The sequence below is a fragment of the Olsenella uli genome (assembly GCF_901212655.1).
GTDB lineage: Bacteria > Actinomycetota > Coriobacteriia > Coriobacteriales > Atopobiaceae > Parolsenella > Parolsenella uli_A.
Genome location: NZ_CAAKON010000022.1, coordinates 7 through 13,273, shown reverse-complemented (window position 1 = coordinate 13,273; position 13,267 = coordinate 7). Strand labels below are relative to the sequence as shown.

Here is a 13,267-nt window from a genome sequence, read left to right as displayed (position 1 = left end):
CATCAACTCCGTGAATGGTCCACGACTCGCCAATGGACTTCTCCCATATCGGGAGTGGTTGGTAAGCGCAGAGATTGGAGATTGATTAGGCCAACAATGCAATCTCTGTTCAGTTTCGGAAAGTAATGGGAGGTAGGGAATGGTAGGAATCGTCCTTGCAAGCCATGGCGATTTGGCAGCCGGCATCAAGCAGACCGGCTCGATGGTCTTTGGTGACCAGCCAAATGTTGCCGTCGTGAGCTTGCAGCCGAGCATGGGCCCCGATCAGTTCAGGGCCGAGCTCGAGAAGGCCGTTGCCACTCTGGACGACCAGGAGCAGGTTCTGTTCCTCGTTGACCTGTGGGGCGGCACGCCCTTCAACCAGTCGAGCGCCTTCATCGACGGCCACGACACTTGGGCCATCGTCACGGGCCTCAACCTGCCGATGCTCATCGAGGCGTACTCCGCGCGCTTCGACGCATCCAAGACGGCGCAGGAAATCGCCACGCACCTCGTGACCGAGGGCAAGAACGGCGTCCGCGTTAAGCCGGAGAGCCTCGAGCCCGAGGACGAGAAGCCGGCCGCGGCCGCGCCCGCGCCCGCAGGCGCGATCCCGCCGGGGACGGTGCTTGGTGACGGCCACATCAAGTTCGCTGGCGTGCGCATCGACAGCCGTCTGCTCCACGGCCAGGTGGCCACCGCCTGGACCAAGCAGCTCCAGCCGAACCGCATCATCGTCGTCTCCGACGGCGTTGCGCATGACAACCTGCGCAAGACCATGATCGAGCAGGCCGCGCCTCCAGGAGTGCCGGCCAACGTGGTTCCCATCTCCAAGATGTGCGAGGTCGTCAACGACACGCGCTTCGGCGCCACCAAGGCGTTCGTCATCTTCGAGAACCCGGAGGACCTGCTCGCCTGCATCGAGGGCGGCGTTGACATCAAGGACGTCAACATCGGCTCCATGGCCCACTCCGTGGGCAAGGTCGTCGTCACCAACGCCATCGCCATGGGCAAGGATGACGTCGAGACGCTCCAGAAGCTCGTCGACAAGGGTGTCAAGTTCACGAACCGCAAGGTTCCGTCCGATTCCACGGACACCATCGAGAGCCTGCTCAGCAAGGCCAAGGCTGAGCTTGCCAAGGCATAAGGAGGAGGGACTGTATGTCAGGTATTACCATTGTGCTCGTCGCCATCGTTGCCCTGCTGGCAGGCATGGAGGGCATCCTCGATGAATTCGAGTTCCACCAGCCGCTGGTGGCCTGCACGCTCATCGGTCTCGTGACCGGTCACCTGCAGGAGGGCATCGTCCTGGGCGGCTCGCTCCAGATGATGGCCCTTGGTTGGGCCAACATCGGCGCAGCCGTCGCCCCTGACGCGGCCCTGGCCTCCGTCGCCTCCGCGATCATCATGGTGCTCGCCCTCAACGGCGGCACCACGGACACCTCCACCGCCATCTCCACGTCCATCGCCGTGGCCGTGCCGCTGTCCGTCGCTGGCCTCTTCCTGACCATGGTCTGCCGCACCATCGCCATCCCCATCGTCCACATCATGGACGCTGCGGCCGAGAAGGCTGACTTCGCGGCCATCGACCGTTGGCAGATCATCGCCATCCTCATGCAGGGCGTCCGCATCATGATTCCGGCTGTTGCCCTGTGCTTCATCCCCGCTGAGGCCGTTACGGCCGCGCTCAACGCCATGCCCGCATGGCTCTCCGGCGGCATGGCCGTCGGCGGCGGCATGGTCGCTGCCGTGGGCTACGCCATGGTCATCAACATGATGGAGACCCCCGAGGTCTGGCCGTTCTTCATCATCGGCTTCGTGGTCGCTGCCATCTCCAAGCTCACGCTCATCGCCCTCGGCCTGCTCGGAATCGCCTTCGCTCTCATCTACCTTGGCCTCAAGGACCTGGCCAAGCAGGGTGGCGGCAACGGCGGCGGCTCCGGCGACCCGCTCGGCGACATCCTGAACAACTACTAGGCCGTAAAGGAGGAGAAACACTATGGCAGATAGGATTACCCTCTCCAAGAAGGACCGCCTGGACGTCTGCTTCCGCAACCAGTACACCCAGGGCTCCTGGAACTACGAGCGTATGCAGAACGGTGGTTTCTGCTTCGCCATGATCCCCGCGATCAAGAAGCTCTACACCAACAAGGAAGACCAGGCTGCGGCCCTCAAGCGTCACCTCGAGTTCTACAACACGCACCCCTACCTGACCGCCCCCGTCCTCGGCGTCGTTTTGGCCCTCGAGGAGGACAAGGCCAACGGTGCCCAGATTGACGACACCGCCATCCAGGGCGTCAAGGTTGGCATGATGGGCCCGCTCGCCGGCGTCGGCGACCCGGCCTTCTGGTTCACCGTGCGCCCGATTCTCGGCGCGCTTGGCGCATCGCTCGCTATGAGCGGCTCCATCATGGGCCCCATCCTGTTCTTCGTGGCCTGGAACGTCATCCGTTGGGCGTTCCTGTGGTACACGCAGGAGTTTGGCTACAAGGTTGGTAGCAACATCGCCAAGGACCTCTCCGGCGGTCTGCTCGGCAAGGTCACCGAGGGCGCTTCCATCCTCGGCATGTTCATCATCGGCGCGCTGGTCGAGCGCTGGGTGTCGATTTCCTTCACCCCGGTCGTCTCCAAGATCACGCAGTCCGAGGGTGCCTACATCGACTGGAACAGCCTTCCCTCCGGCTCTGAGGGCGTCAAGGAGGCGCTGACGCAGTACAGCTCCATCGGCGCCACCGCCCTCGACCAGGTCAAGGTCACCACGCTCCAGCAGAACCTCGACCAGCTCATTCCCGGCCTTGCCGCCGTGGGCCTCACGCTGCTCTGCTGCAAGCTGCTGAAGAACAAGGTCAGCCCGATCGTCATCATCCTGGGCCTCTTTGCCTTCGGCATCATCGGCCGCGTCCTCAACTTCATGTAAGTCGAGGTCTTGGCTCCAGGCGCGTGCCTGCGCGGGCCGCATCCTACATGGGTGCGGCCCGTTTTCGTTCGGGCGACCGCCCCCATGCCGAGCGCGGCCCGGTATGGTGATGGCCACCCATCCCAGTCGCTCCTACCTTCGGAGGTATCTCATGGCCCAATCGCAGAACAGCAAGGTGGAGCTCACCATCAAGGGAACCAACCTCATGGGTCTCACGAGCGAGGGCAACGTCATGGTGGGCAACAAGGCGTTCGAGTTCTACAACGAGCGCAATACCGATGACTTCGTTCAGATTCCCTGGGACGAGATTGACCACGTCTCCGCCTCGGTGGTTGCGGGCAAGCACATTCCCCGCTTTGCCATATACACCAAGGGCAACGGGCACTTCACCTTCTCCACGCGCGACAACAAGCAGACCCTGCGCGCCATTCGCGAGCACGTGGGGGAGGACAAGTTGCTTCGCTCGCCCGATTTCAAGGATGTGTTCATTGCTGGCGTCAAGAGCGTTCCCGGCCTTGTGGGCGCGCTCTTCCGGCGCGGCAAGTGAGACGCGTCGTTGACCTCGCAGGCGCGTCGCGGTGCCGTCGCCGTCTTCGATTGTGAGTCACCCGGCCGCCCCATTTGGCTCATCCTCCCTGCGCGACGCGACACGTCGCACTCGTCTGTACCCCTCGGCTTGTGCGTCTTTTTAGGGCGCTTGACGGGCGTGCTATCATACAAGGCTGCATGAACGTATGAGCCCCGAGCGCGGGGCCTAACAGGGAAGCGAGTAGCACCGATGCAGCAGATCAGCACCGCCGAGTTCAAGAACGGCATGGGCCTCAAGATCAAGGACAAGATCTATACCCTCGTCGAGTTCCAGCACGTCAAGCCGGGCAAGGGCGGCGCCTTCGTTCGCTACAAGATCAAGGACCTGCGCTCCGGCCGCGTCATTGGCGACCAGACCTGCAACGCCGGCTCCAAGTTCGACTCCGTCATGCTCTCCACCAAGGAGATGCAGTACCTCTACAACGACGGTGACCACTACTACTTCATGGACATGGAGACCTACGAGCAGACTCCCGTTCCCGCCGACTTCATCGGCGACAACGCCAAGTGGCTCAAGGAGAACGACACCTGCCAGCTCATGTACGCCGACGACGACCTGCTGACGGTCCAGCCGCCGATGTTCATTGAGGTCAAGATCACCGAGACCGACCCCGGCTTCAAGGGCGACACGGTCCAGGGCGGCTCCAAGCCGGCCACGGTCGAGACGGGCGCCGTGGTGCAGGTGCCGATGTACCTCAACGAGGGCGAGACCATTCGTGTCGACACCCGCGAGGGCAAGTTCGTCGCCCGCGTCTAGCTTCGCTACGTGTGGCCGCGCATCCTGGTGATGCGCGGCCTTTTCGACAGGCCGTGCCAGGCACGGCCAAGGCAGGAGGTACACCTCATGAGCAACGAGCTGAGAATCGCCGGGATGGGCGTGTCGCATAGCGTCGTCTCCACCATCGTGGCGGCCGCCGCCGAGAAAGTCGAGGGTGTGGCCTCCATCTACGGCCAGGACATCGCGAGCGGCATCATCGCCATGCTCACGTCCAAGCCGCAGCCCACCACCAATGCCGTGGAGTGCGAGGTCTCCGATGACGACAAGCTCGTCATCACCGTGCACCTCGCCGTCTTCTTCGGCTACCCGTTCACCAAGCTCGCCGCAGACGTTCGCGAGGCTGTCGCCGGCGCGGTTGACGCCCAGATCGGCGTTCGCGTCTCCCAGATCGACGTCTGCATCGACGAGCTCGTCTTCCCCAAGGAGTAGCGCGTGTCCTCTTCCCGTCGCCTCGTAGGCCGTACCCTCGCCCGTTGCCAGGCCCTCCAGCTGCTGTTCCAGGCAGAGGTCTCGGACCGCTCCGTGCCCGACGTCCTCGCTGGCGAGTATGTGCTCTCGGAGGGTCCGCTGGACGAGTATGCCGAGCGCGTCGCCCGTGGTGCCTACGACCACATCGCCGACCTCGACGCGGTCCTGTCCCGCTCCGCCCGCAACTGGAGCCTCTCGCGCATGTCCGTCACGGATCGCAACCTGCTCCGCATCGCGCTCTACGAGATGCTCTATGTGGACGAGGTTGACACGGCCGTGTGCATCTCCGAGTGCGTTGAGCTGGCCAAGGCCTTTGGCAGCTCCGACGAGTCCTCGCGTTTCGTGAACGGCGTCCTGGGCCGCATCGCGGCGGACGTCGCCGAGGGCGTGGACATCGTCGCGCGCGCCCACAAGCTGGATGCCGAGGAGGCTGCCCGCTACGAGCAGGGCTTCGAGCAGGATGGTGCCGAGCAGGATGGTGCCGAGCCGGTTGCCGATGACGCCGACATGGCCGAGGCTTCCGCTGACGCCGCTCCCGCCGAGGACGCGCCGCTCGGGGAGGACGAGTAGCGCATGGCCAAGAAGCCCGATGTCTCCGGATACGAGCGCTTCTCGGACGTGACGAGCCGCTTGGACGAGATCATCTCCGCGGTTCGCAACAAGGACACGTCCCTCGAGCGCTCCCTCGACCTGTTCGACGAGGCTATCGCCCTGGGAACCAAGGCGGTTGACCTCGTGGACAAGGCCGCCTTCTCGCCCGAGGAGCGCGAGCGCATGGTCGAGGGGCCGGAGGCGTCTGGCAAGGGCGCCGAGGAGGCCGCTGAGGCTTCCGGCACGGCTGCGCCCGCTGGGGATGCGTCTGCCGAGGGTGTCGCGCCCTCCTCCGATTCCAAGAACTAGCATGGCCCGACGCAGGCTCGACGACGAGCTCGTGGCTCAGGGCTATTTTCGCTCGCGCGATGACGCGATGCGTGCCGTCATGGCCGGGGACGTATCCGGCCCCTCCATGCGTTACAACTCGCCGGGCACGCAGGTGAAGCCCGGCTGCGAGCTGCACGTTCGTGGCTCGCTTCCCTATGTGAGCCGCGGAGGCCTCAAGCTTGAGCGCGGCCTCGATGAGTTCCTCGTCGATCCCGCGGGGCTTGCCTGCCTCGACGTTGGGTGCTCCACCGGTGGATTTACTGACTGCCTGCTGTCCCGAGGCGCCGCGAGCGTCCTCTCCGTGGATGTGGGGTATGCCCAGTTCGACTGGTCGCTGCGTCAGGATTCGCGCGTGACGCTGCTCGAACGCACGAACATCGTGGACGTTCCCACGCCCGAGCGCGCCGGCACCATTGACCTTGCCGTCTGCGACGTCTCGTTCACCTCGGTGCTCATGGTGCTGCCTGCCGTGTGCGAGCTCCTTGGGCCCGAGGGCCGCTTTCTCACGCTTGTGAAGCCACAGTTCGAGGCGGCGCGCGAGGACGTGGGCGAGGGCGGTGTGGTGCGCCGTGCGTCTGTGCGCCAGGCTGCCCTTGAGCGCGTGTACGCCGCCATGGGCGAGGCCGGTCTCGGTGTGGTTGGTGCGTGCGCCAGCCCCATCACGGGCGCCAAGGGCAACCACGAGTTCCTGATGCTGGGCGTGCGGGGCGAGAACTCCGCGGCCCTCGACCTTGCTGCCCTGGCGGCGAGCGTCTAGCGGGCCCGTCCGTTGTGCGCAGCGCCCAATCCTCCCTCTTCGATATGACGAATGGACACGCTCGGCAAAGAGCGGCGTCCGTTCCCAAAGGGTTCCTGAGGGTTTTCAGGAACCTTTATTCGTCTTGTCCCTTCTGTTCATATGGCCGCGTTGTAAGGCCTTTGAAAGACATGCGGTCGGGCAAAGGTCAATAATTCCACGCTGAGCGATAGTTATCTGTCGGAATGCGTCGGATGGGGAGGGACATGGAGTTCTACCAAGATCCAAGCTTCTTCATGACGCTTGGCGTGGCACTCGTCCCTGCCATTGTCCTGGGGCTGCTCGAGCGCCGCATCAGGCTCTATGGCCTTGTGGTGTCCGCTGTGTTCCTCGGCTTCCTCTTCATGGGCTCGTGGGCACAGCTTGCCCTTGCCGTGGGCTACATGCTCGCCACGTACGCATGCACGCGGCTCGTGCTGGCCCGCACGGATTCCGATGGCGCCGGTACGGTGAAGGCCCCGGCGCCCGTTGCCCTGCGCCTGCTTGCGCTCGTGGTCTGCCTGCTTTCGCTCGTCACCTACAAGGTCACGGTTGCCGCCGGCAACGGCCTTCTGGGCTTCGTGGGCATCTCCTACATCACCTTCCGCGCCACCCAGGTGCTGCTCGAGGTCACAGACGGCCTCATCGGCAGACTTCCCTTCGTGGACTACCTGTACTTCCTGGCCTTCTTTCCCACGTTCACCTCTGGTCCCATTGACCGCTCGCGTCGGTTCTTCGCGGACGTGGAGCGCCGGCTGCCCAGGTGGGAGTACGTGGACCGGCTGGGCCGCGGCGCCCTCATGTTCGCCCTTGGCCTGGTGATGCAGATGGTGCTTGCTGCCATCTTCAAGAAATACGATACGCCGGCCGCGCTCGACCTCTCCCGCCCCTTGGGGCAGCAGCTCGTTGATGCGGTTCGCGTGAGCTATGCCTATGCGGCGTATCTCTACTTCGACTTTGCGGGCTACTCGCTCATGGCGCAGGGCGTAGGCCTGGCCCTTGGCGTTGACGTGCCGCGCAACTTCAACCTACCGTTCGTCTCCTGCTCGCTCCAGGAGTTCTGGGACCGCTGGAACATCACGCTCTCCCACTGGCTGCGTGACTTCGTCTTCATGCGGCTCGAGCGCACCATGGCCCGCCACCGCAAGCCCAAGAGCCGCGACGTGCGCGCCAGCGTGGGCCTCATCGCCAACATGCTCCTCATGGGATTCTGGCACGGCGTCACGCCCGCCTACATCACCTACGGCCTCTACCACGGCGTGCTGCTCGCCGTCGAGCAGCACGTGCACCGCCACTGGAAGTTCTGGCGCAAGCACAAGGGCACCGCGCCGGTGCGCTTCGTGAGCTGGTTCGTCACCCTGCAGGTCGTGGTTTTGGGCCTTTCCATCTTCTCTGGTCAGCTGTTCACGTTCTTTGGAGGCATTCATGGCTAGTGACAACAACGCCGAGGTCGAGGACCGCCTCGTCGACACCATCGCCGACATCTGCGGCGACGACATCGTGCGCGATAAGCGCGACATCGACCTGTTCGAGGAGGGACTGCTGGACTCCATGGCCGCCATCGAGCTGCTCGTGGCCATCGAGGACGACTTTGGCGTCTCCATCGCCCCCACGGCCGTGCCGCGCGACGAGATGAACACCGTGAACAAGATCGTTGCCCAGGTGCTGAAGAGGCTTTAGGACATGGCTGCCAAGACGGACAAGGACGGGGCGACTGTCCCTGGCACTGGTGCCGAGGCCGAGGCGCCCGGCGCGGCCGGAGTGGGTTCGGCCGGGGGCGGCACTGTCGAGGCTCGCGCCGCAAGGGCTCGCGCCGCCGAGGCCGGCTCGTCGAAGTCCGGTGTAGCGGCGGGGCCGGGGCTTGCCGTGGGCGCCGGCGCGTCTGCGTTTGCCCATGGTGCCTCGCGGCTGGGCGATGCCATTGAGGGCCTCACGGCCAACGACCCAGACGACGGCTCCGCTCGCCCGGGTGGCCCCGTGGTCTCCCGTAGGGCCGCGCTCAGGCTTACCGGCGTTGCGGTGGGCGGCCTCGTGGCGGCTGGCGCCGCGTGGCAGCACAACCGCTCGGTCCCCAACGAGTGGACCCGCGGCGGCAACATGTACGACTACCTCACCAATCGCACCAAGTTCCGGAGTCCCTCGTTCATGGTGGCCAACCGCCTTGCAGACTCCATCCCCGTCTTTGGCTCCTCCGAGCTCTCCTTTCTGCCGGAGGATTGCCGCCAGGTTCCGCACGCGGTCTTTGGCTGGAACGACTACGGCCTGGACTGCTGGACGGTGGGTGAGGGCTACAACCAGGGCCTCTGGCACGCCATCGCCATTGGCGCCTACGCTCGCGCCATCGAGGAGGCGGACGCTCCCACGAGCGCGCTCGCAGACGGCGTCTTTGACGCGCGCACCTCCAACAAGATGGTGTTCGTCATCTCCCCGCAGTGGTTCTTCGAGGGCGGCGTGCCCAACAACGCCACGCAGACGCAGTTTGGCTACGAGCTTTGGCAGGGCCTGTGCCAAAACGAGCACGTGGACCCCGCGCGCGTGGACTACCTGGCCAGGCGTCTCAAGAACGCGGGCATCGACGCCAAGAAAGTCGATGCCGCGCGCCGCGCCACCCTGCCAGATACCCTGAACGACCTCGCCTTTGGCTTTGCCGAGAGCTACCAGCTGCGCCGCGACCTCATTCACGTGCGCGAGCTGGGCGACACGATGCCCTTCGCCAAGCGCGTACTCGAGGCCGAGAACGGCGCGCCCGACTGGGACCGCCTCGTGGCGGAGGCCACGGCTGAGGCCGAGGCACAGACCACGACCAACGACTACGGCTTTCTGGACTCCATCTGGCTTGACCACATCAAGGGCGACTACGACGCCGGCAAGCTCAAGGACTTCTATCGCAACCGCACGCTCCTGAATGCGCCCGCCGAGGACGCCGACCTGGACTGCTGCCTGGGCGTGGCCAACGACTGCGGAGTCGACCTGCTCTGCGTGCTCCAGCCCTTCCCGGGCGACTGGACGGACTACGAGGGCCTCGCGCGCGAGGACCGCGAGCAGCGCTACGAGCTCATTCGCCAGTGCGTGGCCAACCACGGCTTCAAGCTCGCGGACTTCTCGGACCAGGAGTACACGCGCTACTTCATCAACGACGGCACCCACCTCGGCTGGCTGGGGTGGCTTGCCGTCGACCGCGCCATCTACGAGTTTGCGATGGGGGAGTGAGCCATGTCGGACCTTGACCGTGTTGCCGTGGCGGCGATTGTCGTGATTGTTGCCGCATTTGCCGTGTGGTGGTTCGTGTTCAGCTCCGGCATGAACGCCCCCGCCGGGTTCGTGTATGCCCAGTACTAGGCCGGCTTCTCGGGTTTGGGCGGGCGGAGTTGGCCGTGGCCGGACGAGCCGGGCTGCTCCGACGGTCTGCCTGCGTCTTGGGGCCGTCTGAGCCTGGCCGCCCGCACGGGCTCGCGTGCCAACCTGCCATGAAAGTGCAACTTGGGGCAGGTGCCCCGCTACCAAGGAGGGATCCCCATGGAGGACAAGAACGGCTTTCTCGCGGCGGTGCGCGCTCAGGTGGAGGCCCACCCCGAGCGCGAGTGCTGGCGTGCCACCTCTGGCCGCTCGATAACGTACGGCGAGCTCTGGGACGCGTCGGACGACCTTGCCTGCCTCTTGCGCGAGCGTGCGCCCGAGGACGCGCCGCTGCTGGTCTACGGCCACAAGTCGCCGCTCATGCCCGTGAGCTTCCTCGCCTGCCTCAAGAGCGGGCACGCCTACGTTCCCTGCGACGTCCACGTGCCGGCGGGCCGCGTCACCAACATCCTCTCGCAGCTGCCGGAGGCCCCGGTGGTCGCCACGGGCGAGCTGCCGGAGCTTCGCGACCTGGGGCGCGAGGTTGAGACCGTGGGCCCGCTCGAGGTGCTTGGCTGCCTCGCGCATGCCCGTGCGGGCGAGGTACGCCGTCCGGACCCCGCCTGGGAGGTCTCCGGCGACGACACGCAGTACATCATCTTCACGTCCGGCTCCACCGGCGCGCCCAAGGGCGTCGAGGTGACGGCCGCGGACGTGGCGAACTTCATGCCTTGGGACCAGGGCCTCTTTGCCGACGCCGCCGTGCCGCACGTCTTTCTCAACCAGGCGCTGCTGTCCTTTGACCTTTCGGTGACCGAGCTCGTGGGAGCGCTCACCACGGGCGGGCGCGTCGTGGCCCTTACCTCGGACGTCATGGAGGACGCTCGCGAGCTCTACGCCCAGCTGGACGCCTCCGAGGCCACGTGCTGGGTGTCCACGCCCACGTTTGCCTCGGTGTGCCTGGCAGAGCCGAGCTTTACCGCCGAGCTCATGCCGCGTCTCACGCACTTTTTCTTCTGTGGTGAGCCGCTGCGCGCAGACGTGGTGCGCGCGCTGCACGAGCGCTTCCCGGAGGCCGCGATCATCAACGCCTACGGCCCCACCGAGTCCACGGTGGCCGTGACGGCTACGCGCGTGGAGGGCTTCTCGGGCGAGGGCGCGCTGCCCGTGGGCGTGCCGCGTGAGGGCACCACGCTGCTCGTGCTCGACCGCGAGACCGGCGAGCCGCTGGCCGCCGGTGCCAAGGGGGAGGTGCTCATCTGCGGCGACACCGTGGCCAAGGACTACCTGGGACGCCCGGACAAGACGGCCGCCGTCTTTGGCGAGCGCGAGCTGGAGGGTCGCATCGTGCGTACGTATCGCACCGGTGACCTCGGGTTCGTCGACAAGGACGGCATGCTCTGGGTGAGCGGCCGCACGGACGACCAGGTGAAGGTCCACGGCTTCAGGATCGAGCTTGGCGAGGTGGAGAGCGCCATCCAGCGCGAGCCCGAAGTTGAGCTCGTGGCCGTGATCGTGCGCACGCGCCACGGCGTGGCCGACCGCCTCGAGGCCCACGTGCAGCTCGTGGGCGAGCGCCCGGCAGACGCCTACGCCTGGGGCAAGGCCCTGCGCGAGCGGCTGGGGCATGTGCTGCCCGGCTACATGGTGCCGCGCCGCATCGTGGTGGAGGACGAGATGCCCCAGACGCCCAACGGGAAGGTGGACCGCAGGGCCATCGCCCGCGCGGTAGGCGAGGCGTAAGCTCTCGCGGCGCCGCTGGCTGGCGCTGCGTTCCTGATGGGGCCGAGAGCCTGATTCGGCTGATGGGCGCTGCGCCCCCGGTGCGGCCGGCGGGCGCCGCGCTCCCGGTGCGGTCTCGGGCATGTCGGGGGTCGTCGCGGGGGTGTCCGGCGTGACGGGCTCGGTCTCGGGCACGTCCGGCGTGGTCGGGATCGCGGGCTCGCCCTCGCCGCCACCCGGGGTCTCGGAGCCGCCCTCGTCCATCTTGGCCGCCGCGTGCTTCACCAGCATGCGCAGGAAGGCATTGCACTGGTCCTGGTCAACGTCGACGTCGTGGGTGTCCTTGGGCGCGTCACGCTCGGGGTGCCACTGTAGGCCCAGGGCAAAGGAGGCCGCCTGGTACTCGACCGCCTCCACGACGCCGTCGGATGAGCGGGCAACCACCGTGAGGCCGCTTCCGAGCTGCTCGGGGTCAACCGCCTGGTGGTGCGCGCCGGCCACCTCAGGAAGCGACGTGGTGCCCAGGATGTCATAGAGCCACTTGGAGCCCTTGGAGATGGCCACCTCGTCGTTGCCGGTGCCCGGCTCGAGCACGTGGTAGCCCTTTTCGGTTGTGTCCCGATTCCTGAGGGACTCCTGAAACGGTTTCGTTTCGCGCGTGGGTGCTCGAGGCACGTTGAGCGAGCAAACGAAGCCAGTGTCGCTGAGCGTTTTGCTTCGCGCGTGGGTGCCCGAGGCGCGGCACATGACCGGATGGTGCTTGGCACGGGTATACTTAGCCGAAGTGATTGGTCACGACCGAGGAGGCTCTCCCTGTGAAAGGCATCGTCCTTGCCGGCGGTTTCGGCACTCACCTCTATCCCATGACGTTCTCGGGCTCCAAGCACCTGCTGCCCATCTACGACAAGCCCCTGGTGTACTACGCGCTTTCCACCCTCATGCGCGCCGACATCCGCGATGTCCTGTTCATCACCAACCCGCAGGACCTGCCCTCCTTCGAGGCTCACTTCGGCGATGGCTCCCAGCTTGGCATGAACATCCAGTACAAGGCGCAGGAGAGTCGCGACGGCATTGCCCAGGCGTTCCTGTTGGGCGAGGACTTCATCGACGGCGACCGCGTGGCCCTCGTGCTCGCCGACAGCATCTTCTACGGCTCCGGCTTTGACGCCAACCTCTCCGAGGCCATCAACCGCAAGAAGGGCGCCACGGTCTTTGCCTACCAGGTGCGCCACCCGGAGAACTACGCCGTGGTGGACTTTGGTGACGACAAGAAGGTCACCTACATCGAGGAGAAGCCCGAGGAGGCCCGCACCAACTACGTGGCTACCGGCCTCTACGTCTACGACGAGAACGTGGTCGAGTACGCCAAGAAGCTGCGCCCGTCTGCCCGCGGCGAACTCGAGATCACGGACCTCAACCAGATGTATCTCGACCACAAGAAGCTCTTTGCCACCACGCTGCCCGAGGGCTTCGCCTGGTTCAGCCCGCGCACGGTCGATGACCTGTTCCACGCCGGCGAGTTCGTGCGCGTGGTGCAGCAGTCCACGGGCACCAAGATTGCCTCTATCGAGGAGATTGCCTACAAGAAGGGCTGGATTGGCCGCGCTCAGCTGCTGAGCCTGGCGTCGAAGATTCAGAAGACCGAGTACGGCAAGTACCTCGAGGCCATCGCCCTCTCCACGTCTAAGTAGGCTCTGGGCGGAGCGCGCGTTTCACGCCGAGGCGGGCGCTCCGGGTCTGACGCCGCGCGCCTGATATCGAGACGGGCGTTCCTGGTCTGGAA

General features: G+C 65.7%; 15 protein-coding genes and 1 pseudogene. 15 read left to right on the top strand and 1 reads right to left on the bottom strand.

Annotation, left to right across the window (positions count from 1 at the left end):
• The first annotated feature begins 139 nt into the window (after positions 1-139).
• The 14 genes from EFAMC2_RS04700 (at position 140) to EFAMC2_RS04640 (ending at position 11,505) form a co-directional block, all read left to right on the top strand.
• Positions 140-1,126 (top strand): PTS sugar transporter subunit IIB, encoded by a 987-nt coding sequence (locus EFAMC2_RS04700; protein WP_154027609.1) that lies wholly within the window; start codon positions 140-142, stop codon positions 1,124-1,126.
• A 14-nt stretch (positions 1,127-1,140) separates the two neighbouring features.
• Entirely contained in the window at positions 1,141-1,956 is an 816-nt protein-coding gene (locus EFAMC2_RS04695; protein WP_154027607.1) for a mannose/fructose/sorbose family PTS transporter subunit IIC, read from the top strand.
• Positions 1,957-1,978: 22 nt separating this feature from the next.
• Positions 1,979-2,896: a PTS system mannose/fructose/sorbose family transporter subunit IID gene (locus EFAMC2_RS04690; protein WP_154027605.1), complete on the top strand. Its 918-nt coding sequence runs from the start codon at positions 1,979-1,981 to the stop codon at positions 2,894-2,896.
• Positions 2,897-3,047: 151 nt separating this feature from the next.
• Positions 3,048-3,443, top strand: a complete 396-nt coding sequence (locus EFAMC2_RS04685) for a DUF956 family protein (RefSeq protein WP_154027603.1) — start codon at positions 3,048-3,050, stop codon at positions 3,441-3,443.
• Between the two features lie 231 nt (positions 3,444-3,674).
• Positions 3,675-4,241 carry an elongation factor P gene (gene efp, locus EFAMC2_RS04680; protein ID WP_154027601.1) on the top strand — a complete coding sequence of 189 codons (567 nt, stop codon included), beginning with the start codon at positions 3,675-3,677 and terminating at the stop codon, positions 4,239-4,241.
• A gap of 87 nt (positions 4,242-4,328) precedes the next feature.
• Positions 4,329-4,691 (top strand): Asp23/Gls24 family envelope stress response protein, encoded by a 363-nt coding sequence (locus tag EFAMC2_RS04675; protein WP_154027599.1) that lies wholly within the window; start codon positions 4,329-4,331, stop codon positions 4,689-4,691.
• A 3-nt stretch (positions 4,692-4,694) separates the two neighbouring features.
• Positions 4,695-5,300, top strand: a complete 606-nt coding sequence (gene nusB / locus EFAMC2_RS04670; RefSeq protein ID WP_154027597.1) for a transcription antitermination factor NusB — start codon at positions 4,695-4,697, stop codon at positions 5,298-5,300.
• Positions 5,301-5,303: 3 nt separating this feature from the next.
• Complete coding sequence (locus EFAMC2_RS04665) at positions 5,304-5,630, top strand: exodeoxyribonuclease VII small subunit (RefSeq protein WP_154027595.1); 327 nt, start codon at positions 5,304-5,306, stop codon at positions 5,628-5,630.
• Position 5,631: 1 nt separating this feature from the next.
• Positions 5,632-6,408, top strand: a complete 777-nt coding sequence (locus EFAMC2_RS04660; protein WP_154027593.1) for a TlyA family RNA methyltransferase — start codon at positions 5,632-5,634, stop codon at positions 6,406-6,408.
• A gap of 245 nt (positions 6,409-6,653) precedes the next feature.
• Positions 6,654-7,859, top strand: coding sequence for a D-alanyl-lipoteichoic acid biosynthesis protein DltB (gene dltB, locus EFAMC2_RS04655; protein WP_154027591.1), 1,206 nt, complete (start codon positions 6,654-6,656; stop codon positions 7,857-7,859).
• A complete protein-coding gene (gene dltC, locus EFAMC2_RS04650; protein WP_154027589.1) occupies positions 7,852-8,106 on the top strand; it encodes a D-alanine--poly(phosphoribitol) ligase subunit DltC in 255 nt (84 codons plus the stop codon). The genes dltB and dltC overlap by 8 nt, the downstream gene beginning before the upstream one ends.
• A gap of 3 nt (positions 8,107-8,109) precedes the next feature.
• Positions 8,110-9,636 (top strand): D-alanyl-lipoteichoic acid biosynthesis protein DltD, encoded by a 1,527-nt coding sequence (gene dltD, locus EFAMC2_RS04645; RefSeq protein WP_154027587.1) that lies wholly within the window; start codon positions 8,110-8,112, stop codon positions 9,634-9,636.
• A gap of 3 nt (positions 9,637-9,639) precedes the next feature.
• Positions 9,640-9,765, top strand: a complete 126-nt coding sequence (locus EFAMC2_RS10305) for a hypothetical protein (RefSeq protein WP_261980079.1) — start codon at positions 9,640-9,642, stop codon at positions 9,763-9,765.
• Positions 9,766-9,942: 177 nt separating this feature from the next.
• The gene (locus EFAMC2_RS04640; protein WP_154027585.1) at positions 9,943-11,505 is read left to right on the top strand and encodes an amino acid adenylation domain-containing protein; all 1,563 of its coding nucleotides are present in this window, start codon (positions 9,943-9,945) and stop codon (positions 11,503-11,505) included.
• A 348-nt stretch (positions 11,506-11,853) separates the two neighbouring features.
• Here EFAMC2_RS04640 and EFAMC2_RS10530 read toward each other — a convergent pair.
• Positions 11,854-12,231, bottom strand: a pseudogene (locus EFAMC2_RS10530) (gamma-glutamyl-gamma-aminobutyrate hydrolase family protein); the annotation flags it as partial.
• Positions 12,232-12,299: 68 nt separating this feature from the next.
• On the opposite strand from EFAMC2_RS10530, the gene rfbA reads away from it, so the two are divergent.
• Positions 12,300-13,175, top strand: a complete 876-nt coding sequence (rfbA, locus tag EFAMC2_RS04630) for a glucose-1-phosphate thymidylyltransferase RfbA (protein WP_154027583.1) — start codon at positions 12,300-12,302, stop codon at positions 13,173-13,175.
• The last annotated feature ends 92 nt before the right edge of the window (positions 13,176-13,267 follow it).

Coding starts and splice junctions, on each gene's coding strand:
- EFAMC2_RS04690 (WP_154027605.1), top strand. CDS start 1,979: ATGGCAGATAGGATTACCCTCTCCAAGAAGGACCGCCTGGACGTCTGC.
- EFAMC2_RS04685 (WP_154027603.1), top strand. CDS start 3,048: ATGGCCCAATCGCAGAACAGCAAGGTGGAGCTCACCATCAAGGGAACC.
- dltD (WP_154027587.1), top strand. CDS start 8,110: ATGGCTGCCAAGACGGACAAGGACGGGGCGACTGTCCCTGGCACTGGT.
- EFAMC2_RS04700 (WP_154027609.1), top strand. CDS start 140: ATGGTAGGAATCGTCCTTGCAAGCCATGGCGATTTGGCAGCCGGCATC.
- EFAMC2_RS04640 (WP_154027585.1), top strand. CDS start 9,943: ATGGAGGACAAGAACGGCTTTCTCGCGGCGGTGCGCGCTCAGGTGGAG.
- EFAMC2_RS04660 (WP_154027593.1), top strand. CDS start 5,632: ATGGCCCGACGCAGGCTCGACGACGAGCTCGTGGCTCAGGGCTATTTT.
- EFAMC2_RS10305 (WP_261980079.1), top strand. CDS start 9,640: ATGTCGGACCTTGACCGTGTTGCCGTGGCGGCGATTGTCGTGATTGTT.
- EFAMC2_RS04665 (WP_154027595.1), top strand. CDS start 5,304: ATGGCCAAGAAGCCCGATGTCTCCGGATACGAGCGCTTCTCGGACGTG.
- efp (WP_154027601.1), top strand. CDS start 3,675: ATGCAGCAGATCAGCACCGCCGAGTTCAAGAACGGCATGGGCCTCAAG.
- dltB (WP_154027591.1), top strand. CDS start 6,654: ATGGAGTTCTACCAAGATCCAAGCTTCTTCATGACGCTTGGCGTGGCA.
- EFAMC2_RS04675 (WP_154027599.1), top strand. CDS start 4,329: ATGAGCAACGAGCTGAGAATCGCCGGGATGGGCGTGTCGCATAGCGTC.
- EFAMC2_RS04695 (WP_154027607.1), top strand. CDS start 1,141: ATGTCAGGTATTACCATTGTGCTCGTCGCCATCGTTGCCCTGCTGGCA.
- dltC (WP_154027589.1), top strand. CDS start 7,852: ATGGCTAGTGACAACAACGCCGAGGTCGAGGACCGCCTCGTCGACACC.